The 18,232-nt window shown below is 69.0% G+C and carries 14 protein-coding genes and 1 pseudogene; 5 read left to right on the top strand and 10 right to left on the bottom strand.

What is annotated here, in order from left to right; translation table 11 throughout:
• Positions 1–135: 135 nt before the first annotated feature.
• The 6 genes and pseudogenes from EYQ95_RS13965 to EYQ95_RS13940 form a co-directional block, all read right to left on the bottom strand.
• Entirely contained in the window at positions 136–1,812 is a 1,677-nt protein-coding gene (locus EYQ95_RS13965) for a long-chain fatty acid--CoA ligase (RefSeq protein ID WP_132327833.1), read from the bottom strand.
• A 286-nt stretch (positions 1,813–2,098) separates the two neighbouring features.
• A pseudogene (gene acnA, locus EYQ95_RS13960) lies at positions 2,099–4,720 on the bottom strand (aconitate hydratase AcnA); the annotation flags it as partial.
• 117 nt (positions 4,721–4,837) lie between these two features.
• Complete coding sequence (locus EYQ95_RS13955; RefSeq protein WP_132327831.1) at positions 4,838–5,488, bottom strand: lysogenization protein HflD; 651 nt, start codon at positions 5,486–5,488, stop codon at positions 4,838–4,840.
• Complete coding sequence (mnmA, locus tag EYQ95_RS13950; protein WP_243699936.1) at positions 5,485–6,600, bottom strand: tRNA 2-thiouridine(34) synthase MnmA; 1,116 nt, start codon at positions 6,598–6,600, stop codon at positions 5,485–5,487. The genes EYQ95_RS13955 and mnmA overlap by 4 nt, the downstream gene beginning before the upstream one ends.
• A complete protein-coding gene (locus EYQ95_RS13945; RefSeq protein ID WP_243699935.1) occupies positions 6,597–7,073 on the bottom strand; it encodes an NUDIX hydrolase in 477 nt (158 codons plus the stop codon). Before EYQ95_RS13945 ends, mnmA begins: the two co-directional genes overlap by 4 nt.
• Positions 7,074–7,547 carry a hypothetical protein gene (locus EYQ95_RS13940; RefSeq protein WP_132327829.1) on the bottom strand — a complete coding sequence of 158 codons (474 nt, stop codon included), beginning with the start codon at positions 7,545–7,547 and terminating at the stop codon, positions 7,074–7,076.
• 92 nt (positions 7,548–7,639) lie between these two features.
• Here EYQ95_RS13940 and clpS point away from each other — a divergent pair, with 92 nt between their 5' ends.
• Positions 7,640–7,957 (top strand): ATP-dependent Clp protease adapter ClpS, encoded by a 318-nt coding sequence (gene clpS / locus EYQ95_RS13935; protein WP_132327828.1) that lies wholly within the window; start codon positions 7,640–7,642, stop codon positions 7,955–7,957.
• 64 nt (positions 7,958–8,021) lie between these two features.
• Positions 8,022–10,301: an ATP-dependent Clp protease ATP-binding subunit ClpA gene (gene clpA, locus EYQ95_RS13930; RefSeq protein WP_132327827.1), complete on the top strand. Its 2,280-nt coding sequence runs from the start codon at positions 8,022–8,024 to the stop codon at positions 10,299–10,301.
• A 121-nt stretch (positions 10,302–10,422) separates the two neighbouring features.
• Here the strand turns inward: clpA and infA are convergent, their stop codons facing one another.
• The 4 genes from infA to trxB all read right to left on the bottom strand — a co-directional run bounded on the left by infA (position 10,423) and on the right by trxB (position 13,586).
• The gene (gene infA, locus EYQ95_RS13925; protein ID WP_041043854.1) at positions 10,423–10,641 is read right to left on the bottom strand and encodes a translation initiation factor IF-1; all 219 of its coding nucleotides are present in this window, start codon (positions 10,639–10,641) and stop codon (positions 10,423–10,425) included.
• A 107-nt stretch (positions 10,642–10,748) separates the two neighbouring features.
• Positions 10,749–11,492 carry a leucyl/phenylalanyl-tRNA--protein transferase gene (gene aat / locus EYQ95_RS13920; RefSeq protein ID WP_132327826.1) on the bottom strand — a complete coding sequence of 248 codons (744 nt, stop codon included), beginning with the start codon at positions 11,490–11,492 and terminating at the stop codon, positions 10,749–10,751.
• Positions 11,489–12,622, bottom strand: a complete 1,134-nt coding sequence (locus EYQ95_RS13915) for a GNAT family N-acetyltransferase (protein ID WP_132327825.1) — start codon at positions 12,620–12,622, stop codon at positions 11,489–11,491. Before EYQ95_RS13915 ends, aat begins: the two co-directional genes overlap by 4 nt.
• Positions 12,623–12,635: 13 nt before the next feature.
• On the bottom strand, positions 12,636–13,586 hold the full coding sequence (trxB, locus tag EYQ95_RS13910; protein WP_132327824.1) for a thioredoxin-disulfide reductase: 951 nt from the start codon (positions 13,584–13,586) through the stop codon (positions 12,636–12,638).
• 230 nt (positions 13,587–13,816) lie between these two features.
• On the opposite strand from trxB, the gene EYQ95_RS13905 reads away from it, so the two are divergent.
• From EYQ95_RS13905 to lolA, 3 genes are all read left to right on the top strand, one after another.
• Positions 13,817–14,884: an alanine dehydrogenase gene (locus EYQ95_RS13905; RefSeq protein ID WP_132327823.1), complete on the top strand. Its 1,068-nt coding sequence runs from the start codon at positions 13,817–13,819 to the stop codon at positions 14,882–14,884.
• 157 nt (positions 14,885–15,041) lie between these two features.
• A complete protein-coding gene (locus EYQ95_RS13900; protein WP_132327822.1) occupies positions 15,042–17,408 on the top strand; it encodes a DNA translocase FtsK in 2,367 nt (788 codons plus the stop codon).
• Between the two features lie 92 nt (positions 17,409–17,500).
• Positions 17,501–18,124: an outer membrane lipoprotein chaperone LolA gene (gene lolA, locus EYQ95_RS13895; RefSeq protein WP_132327821.1), complete on the top strand. Its 624-nt coding sequence runs from the start codon at positions 17,501–17,503 to the stop codon at positions 18,122–18,124.
• Positions 18,125–18,232: the final 108 nt, after the last annotated feature.

Below are 18,232 nucleotides of genomic sequence, written 5' to 3'. Positions count from 1 at the left end.
TGGTGGGCGCGGGCGGTCGGATGGTGCCCACCGGGCGATCCTACACCGCGCTCGTGCATGCAAAAGACAGGCCCCGCGATGCGGGGCCTGCTGGTTCGATCCGTCGATTTTCCGTCGGCCGCGCGACGGGGGAAACTATGCCGATGCCGTGTCGCGCAACTCGCGGCGCAGGATCTTGCCGACGTTGGTCTTGGGCAGCTCGGTGCGGAACTCGACTTCGCGCGGCACCTTGTAGCTCGTGAGATTCTCCCGCGCATGCGCGATGACCTGCTCGGCCGTCAGCGCCGGATCCTTCCGCACGATGACCACCTTCACCGCCTCGCCCGACTTCTCGCTGGGCACGCCGACCGCGGCGACTTCGAGCACACCGGGCATCATCGCGATGACGTCCTCGATCTCGTTCGGGTACACGTTGAAGCCCGAAACGATGATCATGTCCTTCTTGCGGTCGACGATGTAGAAGAAGCCCTTCTCGTCCATCCGCGCCATGTCGCCCGTGTGCAGCCAGCCGTCGCGGTCGATCACCTTGTCGGTTTCCTCCGGGCGGCGCCAGTAGCCCCGCATCACCTGCGGGCCCTTGATGCAGAGCTCGCCGATCTCGCCGACAGGAAGGATGTTGCCGTCCTCGTCCTTGATGCAGGCGTCGGTCGAAGGGATCGGCAGGCCGATGGAGCCGTTGTATTCGGGCAGGTCCATCGGGTTGATGCACGCGGCGGGCGAGGTCTCGGTCAGGCCGTAGGCCTCGACGAGCGTGCAGCCGGTCGCGCGCTTCCAGCGGTCGGCCACCGCCCGCTGCACGGCCATGCCGCCGCCGAGCGTGAGGTGCAGCGCCGAGAAATCGATCTTCTCGAAACCGGGCGTATTGAGCAGGCCGTTGAACAGCGTGTTGACGCCGGTGATCGCGGTGAACTTCGTCTTGCGAAGTTCCTTTACGAATCCGGGCATGTCGCGCGGGTTCGTGATCATGTAGTTGAGCCCGCCGAACTTCATGAAGACCAGCCCGTTCGCCGTCAACGCGAAGATGTGGTACAGCGGGAGCGCGGTGATGATCGTCTCCTCGCCGTAGCGCACGTTCTTGCCGATCCACGCCGACGCCTGCTGCATGTTGGCGACGAGGTTGCGGTGCGTGAGCATCGCGCCCTTGGCCACCCCGGTGGTGCCACCGGTGTACTGCAGGAAGGCGATGTCCTCCGGCCTGATGTCGACGGCCGGGAGCGGCAGGGCCGCGCCGCGGTCCAGCACGTCGTTGAAGCGGACGGCGCCGGGGATGTCGTAGTCCGGCACCATCTTCTTCACGTACTTGAGTACGAAATTGACGATGCCGCGCTTGGGGAAGGGCAGGCAGTCGCCGAGCCCCGTCGTGATGACGGTGCGGACCTCGGTGTCCTTGAGGACCTCCTCCACGGTGTGCGCGAAGTTGTCGAGCACGAGGATCGCGCTCGCGCCCGAGTCGACGAGCTGGTGGCGCAGCTCGCGCGCGGTGTACATGGGGTTGGTGTTCACCACCGTGAGCCCGGCGCGCAGGATGCCGAACGTCGCGATCGGGTACTGCAGGCAGTTGGGCAACATGATCGCCACGCGGTCGCCGCGCTTGAGCTTGAGCTCGCCGAGCAGGTACGCCGCGAAGCGTGCGCTCAGCCGGTCGACGTCGGCGTAGGTGATCGTGCGGCCGAGGTTGGAGAAGGCCGGACGGCCGCGGTACTTGTCGATCGCGTTCTGCAGCACGGCGACGATCGACGGGTACTCGTCGACATCGATCTCGGCGGGCACGCCCGGCGGGTAACTGGCGAGCCACGGACGTTCTAGTGTCATGCGATTTCCCCTTCTCATCGCGTCAGTCGCCGCCGCCGTGTGCGGCGCCGTACGGTCCGCCGGATTGGAGCATGGCGTCGCAGGCGCGATCAAGGCGATCACGCAGGTTTTCGCCGCTGCGCCGCACAAAAAAAGCGAGGGGCGTCCTCCGGCGCCCCTCGTCGCGTCGTGCCGATCCGACGTCCGCTTCGGCGCGGCGCCCGGACCGGGCTCAGGCCGCCTTGCGTGCCGCCAGCTGCCGCAGCACGTAGTGCAGGATGCCACCGTGGCGGAAGTACTCGACTTCCTTGGGCGTCAGCAGCAGCACGTTCACCTCGAAGCGCTTCTCCGAGCCGTCGGCGCGCCGCGCGACCACGGTGGCCGTCTTGCTCGCGCCGTCCTGCAGGCCTTCGATCGAGATCGTCTCCGAGCCGTCCAGCCCGTGCACCTGCGCGTTCTCGCCCGCCTTGAACTGCAGCGGCAGCACGCCCATGCCGACCAGGTTCGAGCGGTGGATGCGCTCGAAGCTCTCGGCCACCACCGCCTTGATGCCGAGCAGGTTGGTGCCCTTGGCCGCCCAGTCGCGCGAGGAGCCCGTGCCGTACTCCTTGCCCGCGAACACCACCAGCGGCACGCCATCGGCGCGGTACTTCATCGCCGCGTCGTAGATCGCCAGCTTCTCGGGCTGCGCGCCACCGAAGTACAGCGTGTTGCCGCCTTCCTCGCCGCCCAGCATCAGGTTCTTGATGCGGATGTTGGCGAAGGTGCCGCGCACCATCACGTCGTCGTTGCCGCGGCGGCTGCCGTAGCTGTTGAAGTCCGCCGGCTGCACGCCGCGCTCCATGAGGTAGCGGCCCGCCGGCGAATCCTTCTTGATGTTGCCCGCCGGGGAGATGTGGTCGGTGGTGATGGAATCACCGAACAGGCCGAGCACGCGTGCACCCTGGATGTCGGAGATCGAGCCGACCTCCATGGTCATGCCGTCGAAGTAGGGCGGGTTCTTGATGTAGGTCGAGGCCTCGTCCCAGGCGAACGACTCGCCTTCGGGCGAGGCGATCTGGTTCCAGCGCGAGTCGCCCTTGAACACGTCGGCGTAGGCCTGCTTGAACAGCTCCGGGCCGATGGTGGCGGCGATGGTGTCGCCGATCTCCTTGTTGCTCGGCCAGATGTCGCGCAGGTAGACCGGCTGGCCGTTGCTGCCGGTGCCGATCGGATCGTTGGCGAGGTCGATGTCGACGGTGCCGGCGATCGCGTAGGCCACCACCAGCGGCGGCGAGGCCAGGTAGTTCATCTTCACTTCGGGGTGCACGCGGCCCTCGAAGTTGCGGTTGCCCGAGAGCACAGAGGTCACGACGAGGTCGTTCTCGGCGATGCCGCGCGACACTTCCTCCGGCAGCGGGCCGGAATTGCCGATGCAGGTGGTGCAGCCGTAGCCGACCACGTCGAAGCCCAGCTGGGCGAGGTCGTCCAGCACGCCGGCCTTGCGCAGGTAGTCGGTGACCACCAGCGAGCCCGGGCCGAGCGAGGTCTTGACCCACGGCTGCGCCTTCAGGCCCAGCTTCACCGCGTTGCGCGCCAGCAGGCCGGCGCCCAGCATCACGGCGGGGTTGGAGGTGTTGGTGCAGGAGGTGATCGCGGCGATCACCACCGAGCCGTCGGTGATCTGGACGTCCTGCTCCTTCATGCGGATCGCCGATGCCGGCCTGCTGCCCGCGGCCGCGCCGCGCTTGGCGGTCAGGGCCGGCAGGTTGGCGTGGAAGTTGTCCTTGACCTTCTCGAGCAGCACGCGGTCCTGCGGGCGCTTGGGGCCGGCCAGCGACGGCTTGACGTCCCCGAGGTCCAGCTCCAGCACCGCCGAGTACGAGGCCTCCGGGGTGCCCGCGTCGTGCCACAGGCCCTGCGCCTTGGCATAGGCCTCGACCAGCGCGATCTGCTCCTCGGAGCGGCCCGACAGGCGCAGGTAGTTCACCGCCTCGGCGTCGATCGGGAAGATGCCGCAGGTGGCGCCGTACTCGGGCGCCATGTTGGCAATCGTGGCGCGGTCGGCCAGCGGCAGGTGCTGCAGGCCCTCGCCGAAGAACTCGACGAACTTGCCCACCACGCCCAGCGCGCGGAGCATCTGGGTGACCGTCAGCACGAGGTCGGTGGCGGTGGTGCCCTCGGGCAGCTTGCCGGTGAGCTTGAAGCCCACGACCTGCGGGATGAGCATGGAGGAGGGCTGGCCCAGCATCGCCGCCTCGGCCTCGATGCCGCCCACGCCCCAGCCCAGCACGCCGATGCCGTTGATCATCGTGGTGTGGCTGTCGGTGCCGAACACGGTGTCCGGGAACGCCTGCAGCACGCCGTCGACCTCGCGCTCGACCACGACGCGGGCGAGGTTCTCGAGGTTCACCTGGTGCACGATGCCGGTGTTGGGCGGCACCACCTTGAAGTTGTCGAACGCCTTCTGGCCCCAGCGCAGGAAGCTGTAGCGCTCCATGTTGCGCTGGAACTCGATCTGGCCGTTGATGTCGGCCGCGTCGGGGCGGCCGTACACGTCGACCTGCACCGAGTGGTCGATGACCAGCTCCGAGGGGATCAGCGGGTTGATCTGCTTCGGCGAGCCGCCGAGGCGGGTCACCGCGTCGCGCATCGCGGCCAGGTCGACCACGCAGGGCACGCCGGTGAAGTCCTGCAGCACCACGCGCGCCGGCATGAACGCGATCTCGGTGTCCGGCTCGGCCTGCGGGTTCCACTTCGCCACCGCCTCGACGTGCTCGGGCAGCACGGTGACGCCGTCCTCGTGCCGGAGCAGGTTCTCCAGCAGGATCTTCATCGAGTAGGGCAGGTGCGCCAGATTGAAGCGCTGGCCCAGCGTCGGCAGGCTGAAGTAGGTGTACGACTTGCCGTTGACGGCAAGCTGCGCGCGGGTGGCGAAGGAGTCGGCCATGAGGGCTCCGTAGGGCGGCGGCAGGGAGACGCGGCGAGGTGCATCGGCCGGAAACGGCCGGAAGGGGATCGCCGCGGGAAAACCGCTCAATTATGCCGGAAACGGCGCCCTACGGCCTCAGCCCAGGTGCGCGTCCACGGCCGCCGACATGGCGCGCCGCTGGAACGCAAAGTCCCACAGGCTGCCGCCGCGCTGGCGCCAGAGCACGGCCGAGCGCACGGCCGCCAGCAGAAGAGCGCGCACTTCGGCCACCACGCCGGCCTGTCCGAGGTAGTGCGGATTTCCCTGCACGAGCACGCGCGGGCGCACCAGGCTCAGCGTCTGCGCATAGAGGTTGCCCAGCGCCAGCACCACTTCCGGATGCGTCGGGCCGTCCCGTTCGACGGCCGCGAGCTGCGCTTCCAGCCCGCTGCGGACACGGCGGACCATTTCCTCGTCGCGGATGAAGCGGCGCTCCAGCTGCAGGACCGGCAGGGCCAGCTTCGGGACGGCGTCGTCGCCCAGGCGGCCGCCCAGGTACTCGCGCAGCAGCAGCAGGCCGGGCCGCACGCCCTCGATGCCGCCGTAGACCGCCGCCGTCGTCGGCGCATCGAAGCGGAACAGCGATTCGATGCAGACCTCCAGCACCTGCTGGTTCGCCTCGCCGGTGTCGGCCACGCGGCGCACCTGCGCCAGGGCCTGCAGCATGCCGGCCAGCGCCAGCACGCGGTCGTAGACCGGCTCGACGCTGCTGATGGTGGATGCGATGTCGGACGAGGTACGCGTCATGCGGCGAGGTCGGCGAGGCGGGCTTCGAGGGGGGCGTCGGTGCCTGCGATGACGGCGCCGCCGAGGCATTCGTCGCCGTCGTACAGCACGAGCGACTGACCCGGCGTGACCGCACGCTGCGGGCGGTGGAAGGCGACGCCGAGGGATCCGTCCTCGTCCACCGTCACGGTGCAGGCCTCGTCATTCTGCCGGTATCGCGTCTGCGCCGTGCAGTCGAAGCGTGGCGCAGGGGGAGCGCCGCCGATCCAGTGGGCGGCCTCGGTGCGGGCGCGGGTGGACATCAGCCACGGGCTGTCGGCGCCCTGGTCCACGTACAGCACGTTGCGGCGCACGTCCTTGCCGACGACGTACCAGGGGGCCGCCGGACGGCCGCGCACGCCGCCGATGGCCAGGCCCTCGCGCTGGCCGAGGGTGAAGTAGAAGACGCCCGGGTGGGTGCCCACGCGCTGCCCGTCGGGGGTCTGGATCTCGCCCTCGCGCGCCGGCAGGTAGCGCCCGAGGAACTCGCGGAAATCGCGCTCGCCGATGAAGCAGATGCCGGTCGAATCCTTCTTGGCCGCGGTGGGAAGGCCGGCATCGGCGGCCAGGCGGCGCACGGCGGCCTTCTCGAGCCCGCCCAGCGGGAACAGCGTGGCCGCCAGCTGGGGCTGGCCGAGCTGGTGCAGGAAGTAGGTCTGGTCCTTGGATCGGTCCCGCGCACGCAGCAGGCGCCAGCGGCCGCCGGCATGCTCGACGCGCGCGTAGTGGCCGGTGGCGATGCGCTCGGCGCCGAGCTCGCGGGCGGCGTCCAGGAAGTGCTTGAACTTGACCTCGCGGTTGCACAGCACGTCCGGGTTGGGCGTGCGGCCCGCGGCGTACTCGGCGAGGAAATGCTCGAAGACGCCGCTCCAGTACTCGCTGCTGAAATCGCGGAAGTGGATCGGCAGGCCGAGGCGGCCGCAGACGGCCACGGCGTCGCGGCGGTCGTCCTCGGCCCGGCAGTCGCCCGAGCCGTCGTCGGCCCAGTTGCGCATGAAGAGGCCGGCCACCGGCTCGCCGGCGTCGCGCAGCAGGAGGGCGGCGACCGATGAATCCACCCCGCCCGACACGCCGACGATCGTCCGCGCGCTCACAGCAGGCTCCGCACCAGGTGCAGGGGATACCGCTGGCCGGCCAGCGCGTCGAGTACCACCCGCGCCACCAGCGGGCTGCGGTGGCGGTCGGCCTGTGCCAGGAGCTCGCCCGGCGTCATCCATACCGCGCGCACGATTCCCTCGTCCAGCGGATGGGCGGGATCGAAGGCCAGGGGCTCGGCCAGGAAGGCGAAGCGCATGTACTGGCGCTCGGCGCCCCCGCCGCTGACTGACGGCGCCTTCCACTGGTAGGCGCCGATGAAGGCCGTGGGCCGCACGTCCCAGCCGGTTTCCTCCAGCGTTTCACGCACCGCCGCGTCGACCAGCGGCTCGTCGGGTTCCAGATGCCCGGCCGGCTGGTTGAGCACCAGGCGCCCGGCCACGCGCTCCTCGACCACGAGGACGCGGCCGCCGTCGACCACCACCGAGGCGACGGTCACGTCGGGCTGCCAGAAGCGCGGGTCGGCCGTCACTCAGAGTTCGTCCTTGCCGGGGGTCAACTCGGCTTCGATCTCGTCGGCGCTCTCGGCCGCCGCCTCGATGGCGTCACGCAGCTGCGCGGCGGTCGCGTCGGCCGCGACCTTGACCACGAACACCGCGTAGCGGCCCTGCTTGGTCCAGCCGCCGAGCTTGACGTCGTGGCTGGCCTCCAGGAGCCGGTTGGCGACATCCGCAGGGAAGCTGTCGCCCGCCGAGTGATAGCCGGGCGCCCAGATCTCCCGCACGCGGTGCTCGCCCAGCGTCTCCACCGGCGAGCGCACGTAGACCAGCTGCGACCGGCTGCCGTCGTCGCCGGTTTCGAAAACGAGACGGTAGTCGCCGTCCTCGTCCATCTTGTAGGTGTAATCGAGGGACTTGAGCTGCGCCTCCAGGCGCGCGTCGGCCGCCCAGGCCGCGGGGGCGGGAAGGGCCACGGCCAGCAGCAAGGCGGTGAGGCGGAAATTCATGGCGGATCCCCTGTCAGGAGTGGCCATTCTGCAAGCCGGACGCCCGCAGCGTCCACGCAGGGGCGCGGTGGCCGCGCCCGTATACTGCCGCGATGCCGAAGCCGATCCACGAACACCACCACGGCCTGGCGGTCGAGCCTGGAAAGCCCGAGATCGCGCCGCCGCCCATGTACTCCGTCCTGCTGCTGAACGACGACTACACGCCGATGGACTTCGTCGTCGACGTCCTGATGCGGTTTTTCGCGATGAACGTCGAGAAAGCCACCCAGGTCATGCTGCACGTCCACACCCGGGGCCGCGGCGTATGCGGCGTTTTCACGCGCGAGATTGCGGAATCCAAGGTGTCGCAGGTGAACGAATACGCAAGGCTCAATCAGCATCCCTTGCTGTGCACGATGGAGAAGGCCTAAAAGCCGTTTAAAGCGGCCGGCTGGACCCCATCTAGAGCCGCAGACGCTCCGGAGGCTCCAAACCATGTTCAGCAAGGATCTCGAGTACAGCATCGGGCAGTGCTACAAGCGAGCCCGCGAGGCCCGCCACGAATTCATGACGGTCGAGCACCTGCTCCTGGCGCTGCTCGAGAACCCGTCCGCCGAGGGCGTGCTGCGCGCCTGCGATGCCGATCTTCCCCGCCTGCGCCGCGAGCTTGAGGAGGCGATCGCCACCTCGGTCGCGGTGCTTCCGGACGATACCGACCGCGACACCCAGCCCACGCTGGGGTTCCAGCGCGTGCTGCAGCGGGCGGTCTACCACGTGCAGTCCTCCGGCAAGAAGGAAGTGACCGGCGCGAACGTGCTGGTCGCCATCTTCGGCGAAAAGGATTCGCACGCCGTCTACTTCCTCAACCAGCAGGACATCGCCCGGCTGGACGTCGTCAATTACCTCTCGCACGGCATCTCCAAGCAGGGCGGCGAGGAGCAGGGGCGCGAGGACGGCCAGGGCGGTGGCGAGGGCGGCGAGGGCGAGGGCAAGGCCGACGCCCTCGGCGAGTTCGCCACCAACCTCAACCAGCTCGCCCGCGAGGGCCGCATCGACCCGCTGGTGGGGCGCGCCGACGAGGTCGAGCGCACCATCCAGGTGCTCTGCCGCCGCCGCAAGAACAACCCGCTCTACGTGGGCGAGGCGGGCGTGGGCAAGACCGCGATCGCGGAAGGCCTGGCCAAGCGCATCGTCGACGGCGACGTGCCGGAAGTCCTCCAGGACGCGACCATCTACGCCCTGGACCTGGGCGCGCTGGTGGCCGGGACGAAGTACCGCGGCGATTTCGAGAAGCGCCTGAAGTCGGTGTTGCAGCAGCTGCGCAAGATCCCGGGCGCGGTGCTGTTCATCGACGAGATCCACACCATCATCGGCGCGGGTTCCGCCTCGGGCGGCACGATGGACGCCTCGAACCTCATCAAGCCCGCGCTCTCCTCGGGTGAGCTGCGCTGCATCGGCTCGACCACCTTCCAGGAATACCGCGGGATCTTCGAGAAGGACCGTGCGCTGGCCCGCCGCTTCCAGAAGATCGACATCGTCGAGCCGACGGTGAGCGAGGCGGTGGAGATCCTCAAGGGCCTGCGCCCGAAGTACGAGGCGCACCACAACGTCTCCTACGCCGACGACGCCATCCAGGCCGCCGTCGACCTCTCGGTCAAGCACATCGGCGACCGCCTGCTGCCCGACAAGGCCATCGACGTGATCGACGAGGCCGGCGCCCGCCAGCGCCTGCTCCCCGAGAACGAGCGCAAGGCCGTGATCGACGTCGAGGAGGTCGAGCGTATTGTCGCCAAGATGGCGCGCATCCCGGCCAAGCAGGTCACCGCCACCGACAAGGACGTGCTGCGCAACCTCGAGCGCAACCTGAAGATGGTGATCTTCGGCCAGGATCCGGCGATCGACTCGCTGACCTCGGCGATCAAGCTCGCGCGCTCGGGCCTGGGCAATCCGGACAAGCCGATCGGCAACTTCCTGTTCGCCGGCCCCACGGGCGTCGGCAAGACGGAGGTGACCAAGCAGCTCGCCATGCAGCTGGGCATCGAGCTGGTGCGCTTCGACATGTCGGAGTACATGGAGGCGCATTCGGTGAGTCGCCTGATCGGCGCGCCCCCGGGCTACGTCGGCTTCGACCAGGGCGGCCTGCTGACCGAGAAGATCGTCAAGACGCCGCACTGCGTGCTGCTGCTGGACGAGATCGAGAAGGCGCACCCGGACATCTTCAACATCCTGCTGCAGGTGATGGACCGCGGGATGCTGACCGATACCAATGGCCGCGAGGCGAACTTCCGCAACGTGATCCTGGTGATGACGACGAACGCGGGTGCCTCGCAGGCCTCGCGGCGTTCGATCGGCTTCACCAAGCAGGACCACGCCTCGGACGCGATGGAAGTGATCCGCCGCAGCTTCTCGCCCGAGTTCCGCAACCGCCTGGACGCGATCGTGCAGTTCCAGCCGCTGGGCATGGACCACATCCTGCGCGTGGTCGACAAGTTCCTCATCGAACTCGAGACCCAGCTGCACGAGAAGAACGTCGTGCTTTCGACCACGCCGGAAGCCCGCGACTGGCTGGCCCAGAACGGGTTCGATCCGCAGATGGGCGCCCGACCGATGGCGCGCATCATCCAAGACAACATCAAGCGCCCGCTCGCGGACGAGCTGCTGTTCGGAAAGCTGATGGGAGGCGGCCGAGTGACCATCGACGTGCGCGAGGGCAAGCTGGTCGTGGACTCGAAGGCCGAGCCGGAGAAGCTGCTGCCGGCGACCATCGAAACCTGATGGGCGTTCGCGCCCGGACGAAGGCGGCCGCGGGGCCGCCTTCTTTTTGTCTTGACCCCTTCGCCGGCGCCAACGAAAAAGCGGCCCGGAGGCCGCTCTAGCGTCTTGCCACCGCCGCCGATCACTTCATGCGATAGGTGATGCGGCCCTTGGTGAGGTCATAGGGCGTCATTTCGACCTTGACCTTGTCACCGGTGAGGATGCGGATGTAGTTCTTGCGCATGCGACCCGAGATATGGGCAATGATCTCGTGGCCGTTTTCGAGGCGAACGCGGAACATGGTGTTCGGGAGCGTCTCCGACACCGTGCCTTCGAATTCGATCACGTCGTCTTTTGCCATGGGTTCCTGTGCAGTGGCGGGGGGCGGTCTGGCCCGGGTAAGCGGTGGATTGTGCCACGGCGCGCGCAGGCGGCGCAAAACGCGGCCGCTCCAGCCCGGCGTCGCGTTCAGTCTGCCGCGGCCAGCGACGATGCGGGCAGCTCGCCCACGGCGGCCGTCCAGGAGCCGACCCGGCCGGGCTCCGCGGTGAGCCGGGCGACCTCGCGCAGGAACTCGCCGCGCGGCCAGAGCTCGGCCCCCAATAGCGCGAGGTGCGGATTGGCCACCTGGGCGTCGATCAGGGGCCAGCCCCAGCCTGCCAGCACCTGGGCCAGGGCGGCGATCGCGACCTTCGAGCCGTCGGTCCGGGCGCTGAACATGCTTTCGCCGAAGAACATGCGGCCGATGGCCACGCCGTAGATGGCGCCGACGAGGTCGGTGCCGTCGTAGACCTCGACCGAATGGGCATGGCCCAGGCGGTGCAGCGTGGAATAGGCCCGCAGCATGTCGTCGGTGATCCAGGTCCCGCGCTGGCCGCGCCGCGGGATGCGCGCGCAGGTGGCGATGACCTGGTCGAAGGCGGTGTCGGCGCGGGCGACCCACGTCGAGCCGCGCAGGCTGCGGCGAAAGCGCCTGGACCGGGCGACGCGGCCGGTGCGGAACACCGCGCGCGGATCGGGGCTCCACCACAGTGGAGGCTCGCCGGCCGAGAACCAGGGAAAGATGCCCTGGCGATAGGCGGCCAGCAGACGGCGCGGGCTGAGGTCGCCGCCGGCGGCGAGCAGGCCGTCGGGCTCGCGAAGCGCCGTTTCCGGAGGCGGAAACGGCGCGTCCGGATCGTCCTCCAGCCACGGCAGGCGCAGCGGGCTCATTGCGTTCCGCTCTTGAAGGGCGAATGGGTCGCGAGCCGGGCGACATAGGCGTCCACGGCCGTGCGCTCGTCGGCACACCAGCCGGCCAGCGCAGCTCGGAAGGCCGGGTCGGCCACGAAGTGGCGGCTGCGCACGTGCGCGGGCAGGAAGCCGCGCGCGAGCTTGTGTTCGCCCTGGGCGCCCGGCTCGAAGCGGCGCAGGCCCTCATGCAGGCAAAAGTCGATGCCCTGGTAATAGCAGGTCTCGAAGTGCAGGCCCGGATGCATTTCCGAGGCGCCCCAGTAGCGGCCGTAGAGGGTGTCCCCGCCTCGCAGGCAGAGCGCGCCGGCCACGGGCCGTCCCGCACGCTCGGCCAGCACGAGCACCAGCGACGCCGGCATCGTCGCGGCCAGATGGTCGAGGAAGGCGCGGGTCAGGGCAGGGCGGTTGCCGTACTCGGCGAAGGTCCGAAGGTAGAAGCCGTACATGGCATCGAGGTCGGCCCCGCTGGCGTCGCTACCGTGGACGATGCGGAATCGGATGCCCGCCCGCCCGACCTTCGCGCGCTCCTGCCGGATGTTCTTGCGGTGGCGGTGGTCCATCGCCGCCAGGAACTCGTCGAACGTCCTCCAGCCGCGGTCGTTGGTCCAGTGGTACTGCACGTCCGTGCGTTCGATCCAGGGGTCCGGAAACGCGGACGCCTCGGCCTCGGGAAGGAAATTGACGTGCGCGGAGGAGAAGCCCTCGTGAGCGCAGGCGCCGCCGAGCGCATCCGCCAGTGCGCGCCGCGACGCATCGTCAGGCGCGAGCAGCCGCGGGCCGGTCACCGGCGAGTACGGGACGGCGCAGAGCAGCTTGGGGAAGTAGTCGAGGCCGTAGCGGGCGTAGGCATGCGCCCAGGCATGGTCGAAGACGAACTCGCCATGCGAGTTGGTCTTGACGTAGCAGGGCGCGGCGGCAGCGAGCGTGTCGCCGCGCCAGAGCGTGAGGTGGCGAGGGGTCCAGCCCAGGTGCGGCTGCAGGCTGCCGCTGATCTCGAGCCCCGCCAGGAAGGCATGTCGGACGAAGGGATTGGCGTCACCGGCAAGCGCATCCCAGGCCGTCGCCTCGACCTCCGCCAGCGATGCCAGCCAGCGCGTGCGAAGCGACATGCCGCGGCCGGGCTCAGCCCTTGTCGAGGAAGCGCTCGGCGTCCAGCGCGGCCATGCAGCCCGAGCCGGCGGACGTGATGGCCTGGCGGTAGACCTGGTCGGCCACGTCGCCCGCGGCGAAGACGCCCGGCACCGAGGTCGCGGTCGCGTCGCCCTCCAGCCCGGTCTTCACGACGATGTAGCCGTTGCGCATCTCCAGCTGGCCCTCGAAGAGCGCGGTATTCGGCGTATGGCCGATGGCGACGAAGAAGCCATGGACGTCGATCTCGCGGAAGGACTCGTCGAGCACCGAGCGCAGCCGCAGGCCGGTCACGCCGGCCTCGTTGCCGAGCACCTCGTCCACCGTGTGGTGCCAGACCGGCTCGATCTTCCCGGCCTCGATCTTCGCGAACAGCTTGTCCTGCATGATCTTCTCGGCGCGCAGCGTGTCGCGGCGATGGATCAGGTAGACCTTGCGGGCGATGTTGGAGAGGTAGAGCGCCTCCTCGACGGCCGTGTTGCCACCGCCGACCACCGCCACGTCCTGGTCCTTGTAGAAGAAGCCGTCGCAGGTGGCGCAGGCCGACACGCCGCGGCCCTTGTAGGCCTCCTCCGAAGGCAGGCCGAGGTACTTGGCCGTGGCCCCCGTCGCGATGATCAGGCCGTCGCAGGTGTACTCGCCGCTGTCGCCGCGCAGGCGGAACGGACGCTGCGAGAGGTCGGCGGTATGGATGTGGTCGAAGACGACCTCGGTATTGAAGCGCTCGGCATGGGCCTGCATGCGCGCCATCAGGTCCGGGCCCATCAGGCCGTGGGGGTCGCCCGGCCAGTTGTCCACCTCGGTGGTGGTCATGAGCTGCCCACCCATCTGCAGGCCGGTGATCACCAGCGGCTTGAGGTTGGCGCGGGCCGCGTAGACCGCCGCGGTCCAGCCGGCGGGGCCCGAGCCCAGGATGATCAGCCGCGAGTGCTTGGAAAGGGTCATGGATATAATGCCGCGCTATGTGATGCGTGCATTCCGGCAGGTGGAACGATGGGGCGGCTGCCGCATCATTCCGCCGCCGCGAGGGCACGACAGGGATCGCCATAGCTTGGCGACCACCCGCCGGCAACACAAGGCGCGAGGGGCGAAAGAGCGTTCCGCCGCCGCGCCGTCAACCCACTGAGTCCGCCCGTGCATCGCCCCGGCGTCGCGAGGGCGTCACGGAGATCGCAATGCGCATCGGTGTACCCAAGGAAACCAAGACCCTCGAAGGCCGCGTGGCCCTCGTGCCAGCCGCCGCGGGCGACCTCGTCAAGCGCGGCCACGAGGTGTGGCTGGAGCAGGGTGCCGGCCTCAAGAGCGGTTTCAGGGACGAGGAGTACACCCGCCTCGGCGTCCGGATCGCGCCCGATGCGGCCGCCCTGTACGAGAAGGGCGAGATGATCGTGAAGGTGAAGGAGCCGATCGCCGGCGACCTCGCGCACCTGCGCAGGGATCACCTCCTTTTCTGCTACCTGCACCTGGCCGCCGAGCCGCAGCTCACCCGGCAGTTGCTCGACATCGGCCTGACCGGCGTCGCCTTCGAGACCGTGGAGCTGCCCAACGGCGACCTGCCGCTGCTGGCGCCGATGTCGGTCATCGCCGGCAAGATCGGCGTGCAGGTCGGCACCCACATGCTGCACCAGCCCATGGGTGGCAAGGGCAAGCTGCTGGGCGGCCTGCCGTCGACCGAGCGCGGCAAGGTGGTCGTGTTCGGCGCGGGCAAGGCCGGCGGCGCGTCCGCGGCGCTCGCCGCTTCGGCCGGTGCCAACGTCACCGTGTTCGAGATGCGGCAGGACCGCATGGACGACATGATGCGCCTGGGCAACAACGTCACCGCGCTGTATCCCTACCACGACGTAGTGGCGCGCGAAGTGGCCTCGGCCGACCTCGTCATCGGCGCGGTGCTGGTGACCGGCGCCAAGGCGCCGCACGTGATGACGCGCGAGATGCTGCGCGACATGGAGGACGGCTCGGTGGTGGTCGACATCGCCATCGACCAGGGCGGCTGCTTCGAGACCTCCCGCCCCACCACCTGGAAGGAGCCGACGTACGTCGAGGAGGGCGTGACCCACTTCTGCGTCACCAACATGCCGGGTGCGGTGCCACAGACCTCGTCGCAGGCGATCTGCGCGGCGATCCTGCCGTGGGTGAACAAGCTGGCTTCCGGCGACTGGCGCGGGAACGAGGCGCTGGTGCGCGGCATCAACGTCGAGGGCGGGAAGATCGTCCACCCGGCGCTGCAGGGGATGGCGCTGTAAGGGCGGGATTCCGGATTCGGACATGCCGAGTCCTGCGGGCGCCGGTGCCGTGATGGCCCGGCGCTTCGCTTTTGCGAATCCCGAATCCCGAATCCCCAATCCCGGCTTTTCACGTATATTCAACGACTAAGACGCATCAGCTGAGGCGAACTCTCACGTGGCGCAGGCATCGGCCGCAACCCGCAAGAAGGCCGCGAACGCGGCAAGCCGGACCGAGCGGGCCGCGCCGTCGCCGCGACGGCAGCGGATCGCCCGCGACATCGCGCTGATCTTCCTCGCGCCGGCGCTGCTGTACCTCGTCGCCTGCCTCGCCAGCTATTCGCCTTCCGACCCCGGCTGGTCGACCGCGGGTTCGGTGACGGCACCGCTTCGCAACCTCGGTGGCAGCGTGGGGGCGGTCATCGCCGACGTCCTGCTCAACCTCTTCGGCTACGCGGCCTACCTGCTGCCGGTGATCCTCGGCGCGGTCGCCTGGTTCGCGCTGTTCTGGAAGGACCCGGACGGCGAGCAGTCCGACCTCGGCCCCGCGCTGCGGCTGGTCGGCCTGGTGGCCTTCTTCGTCGCCATGTGCGGCCTCCTGCACCTGCGGCTGGACGCGGGCGACGTCGACCTCACCCGCGCGGGCGGCATCTTCGGCAAACTGGTCGGCAACTCGCTGGCCCGCGGCTTCGGCCGGCTGGGGGGCAGCCTGTTCCTGCTGGCGCTGCTGCTGACCTCGATCACACTGGCGACCGGGCTGTCCTGGCTGGCCGTGATGGATCGGCTGGGCCAGTGGGTGCTCGCAACCGGCCCCCTGTTCTCGAAGCTGTTCCGACGCGGCGCCCGTGAGGTGGAGGTGCGCCGCGAGGTCCGCGCCCTGCGCGAGGAGCGCGAGCAGGTGCGCAAGGTCGAGACGGCCAGGCGGGAGAAGCGCGAGCCGGTCCACATCGAGCCGCCGCCGGCGCCCGTCGTGGAGAAGAGCGAGCGCGCCAAACGCGAGCAGCAGATCCCGCTCTTTCACGTGCCTGACGGCACCGGGATCCCGCCGCTGGCGCTCCTGGACGATCCCAAGCCCCAGCCCAAGGGCTACGACACCGATACGCTCGAGACGCTCTCGCGCCAGATCGAGTTCAAGCTCAAGGATTTCCGCATCGATGCGAACGTGGTGGGCGCCTACCCGGGCCCGGTCATCACGCGCTTCGAGATCGAGCCGGCGCCGGGCATCAAGGTCAGCCAGATTTCCAGCCTGGACAAGGACATAGCGCGTGGACTTTCAGTGAAGTCTGTGCGCGTCGTGGACGTGATCCCGGGCAAGTCGGTGATCGGGCTGGAGATCCCGAACGTCAACCGGGAGATGATCTATCTCTCGGAGCTGCTGCGCTCCAAGGAGTACGACAAGTCCGCGAGCCCGCTCACGCTGGCGCTGGGCAAGGACATCGCCGGCCGCCCGACCGTGGCCGACCTCGCGCGCATGCCGCACCTGCTCGTCGCCGGCACCACCGGCTCGGGCAAGTCCGTGGCGGTGAACGCGATGGTGCTCTCGCTGCTCTACAAGGCCTCCGCCAAGGACGTGCGGATGCTGATGATCGACCCGAAGATGCTGGAGCTGTCGGTCTACCAGGGCATTCCGCACCTGCTGGCGCCGGTCGTGACCGACATGAAGGAGGCCGCCAACGGCCTGCGCTGGTGCGTGGCCGAGATGGAGCGCCGCTACAAGCTGATGAGCGCCGTCGGCGTGCGCAACCTGGGCGGCTTCAACAAGAAGGTGACGGACGCGATCAACGCCGGCCAGCCGATGATGGACCCGCTGTTCCGGCCCAATGCCGAGGCGGGCGAGGTGCCGCGCGAGCTGGAGCCGCTGCCCTACATCGTCGTCTTCATCGACGAATTCGCCGACATGATGATGATCGTCGGCAAGAAGGTGGAGGAGCTGATCGCGCGGCTGGCACAGAAGGCCCGCGCGGCGGGCATCCACCTGATCCTGGCCACGCAGCGGCCGTCGGTGGACGTGATCACCGGCCTGATCAAGGCCAACATTCCGACCCGCATCGCCTTCCAGGTGTCGAGCAAGATCGACAGCCGCACCATCCTCGACCAGTCCGGCGCCGAGACGCTGCTGGGCCACGGCGACATGCTCTACCTGCCGCCCGGAACCGCGATGCCCGAGCGCGTGCACGGCGCGTTCGTCAGCGACGAGGAAGTGCACCGCGTGGTCGAGCACCTCAAGCAGATCGGCGGCGGCCCGGACTACATCGAGGGCGTGCTGGAGGAAGTGCAGACTATGGGCGATGGCGTGGTCGTCGGACCCACCGGCCTGCCCGAAAGCGGCGGGGGAGGGGACGAGTCGGATCCGCTTTACGACGAGGCGGTCAAGATCGTCACCGAGACGCGCCGGGCTTCGATTTCCGGCGTCCAGCGCCGGCTCAAGATCGGCTACAACCGCGCCGCGCGCCTGATCGAGGCGATGGAAGCCGCGGGCGTGGTCAGCCCGCCGGAGCACAACGGCGACCGCAGCGTGCTGGCGCCGCCGCCGCCGAAGATGTGAGCGGGCTGAAGCGGATTCGACCCGGGGCAGCAGGCTCTCACCCTGTTCATCTTTCGCGCGGCAGACTCGGCGCGTATTTCCAGGAGACGACCATGCGATCGATCACCGCACTCGCGGCCGCCGGCCTGCTGTTCGTTTCGGGCATCGCCTCGGCGGGCGCCCGCGACGAGCTCGACACCTTCACCAAGGGCCTGAAGGGCCTCGACGGCCGCTTCACCCAGCAGGTCTTCGACGCCAAGGGGCGCCTGAAGGAGAAATCCACCGGGCGCATCGCGCTGTCGGCCCCGCGCCTGTTCCGCTGGGAGTACGCGACGCCGTACCCGCAGCTGGTGGTGGCCGACGGCAAGACGGTCTGGATCTACGAGCCGGACCTCAAGCAGGTGACCAAGCGCCCGCAGGGCGCCGAGGAGCGCAACAGCCCGTTGGCCGTGCTCATCGATCCGAGCCGCCTCGATGCGCAGTTCGTCGTGAAGGACGCGGGCGCGGCCAATGGCCTGCAGTGGCTCATGCTGACGCCCAAGGGCGACGCGGCCTCGGCCGGCTTCCGCAGCGCGCGCCTGGGGTTCGCCAACGGCGGGCTGGCGCGGATGCAGGTGGTCGATCAGCTCGGCCAGCGCACCGAGATCGCGTTCAGCGGCTGGAAGCGCAACCCCAGCCTGCCGGCGGCGACCTTCCGCTATACGCCCCCCAAGGGCGTCGACGTGATCGGCGGCTGATAGCCGCGGCGACCTGAACGGACAGGGGCGGGCAACCGCCCCTTCCTGTGTCCGGTGTCGCGTTTGTGGCTTAACCGTTTGGAAAACAAGGCGTTTTCCCGGTGCGGA

This window comes from Lysobacter sp. N42 (assembly GCF_004344885.1).
Note: the sequence above shows the minus strand (reverse complement) of the source record. Positions and strands in the feature narration are given on the sequence as shown.

Coding starts and splice junctions, on each gene's coding strand:
- trxB (WP_132327824.1), bottom strand. CDS start 13,586: ATGACCCTTTCCAAGCACTCGCGGCTGATCATCCTGGGCTCGGGCCCC.
- EYQ95_RS13905 (WP_132327823.1), top strand. CDS start 13,817: ATGCGCATCGGTGTACCCAAGGAAACCAAGACCCTCGAAGGCCGCGTG.
- EYQ95_RS13940 (WP_132327829.1), bottom strand. CDS start 7,547: ATGAATTTCCGCCTCACCGCCTTGCTGCTGGCCGTGGCCCTTCCCGCC.
- EYQ95_RS13915 (WP_132327825.1), bottom strand. CDS start 12,622: ATGTCGCTTCGCACGCGCTGGCTGGCATCGCTGGCGGAGGTCGAGGCG.
- aat (WP_132327826.1), bottom strand. CDS start 11,492: ATGAGCCCGCTGCGCCTGCCGTGGCTGGAGGACGATCCGGACGCGCCG.
- infA (WP_041043854.1), bottom strand. CDS start 10,641: ATGGCAAAAGACGACGTGATCGAATTCGAAGGCACGGTGTCGGAGACG.
- EYQ95_RS13955 (WP_132327831.1), bottom strand. CDS start 5,488: ATGACGCGTACCTCGTCCGACATCGCATCCACCATCAGCAGCGTCGAG.
- EYQ95_RS13965 (WP_132327833.1), bottom strand. CDS start 1,812: ATGACACTAGAACGTCCGTGGCTCGCCAGTTACCCGCCGGGCGTGCCC.
- clpA (WP_132327827.1), top strand. CDS start 8,022: ATGTTCAGCAAGGATCTCGAGTACAGCATCGGGCAGTGCTACAAGCGA.
- lolA (WP_132327821.1), top strand. CDS start 17,501: ATGCGATCGATCACCGCACTCGCGGCCGCCGGCCTGCTGTTCGTTTCG.
- clpS (WP_132327828.1), top strand. CDS start 7,640: ATGCCGAAGCCGATCCACGAACACCACCACGGCCTGGCGGTCGAGCCT.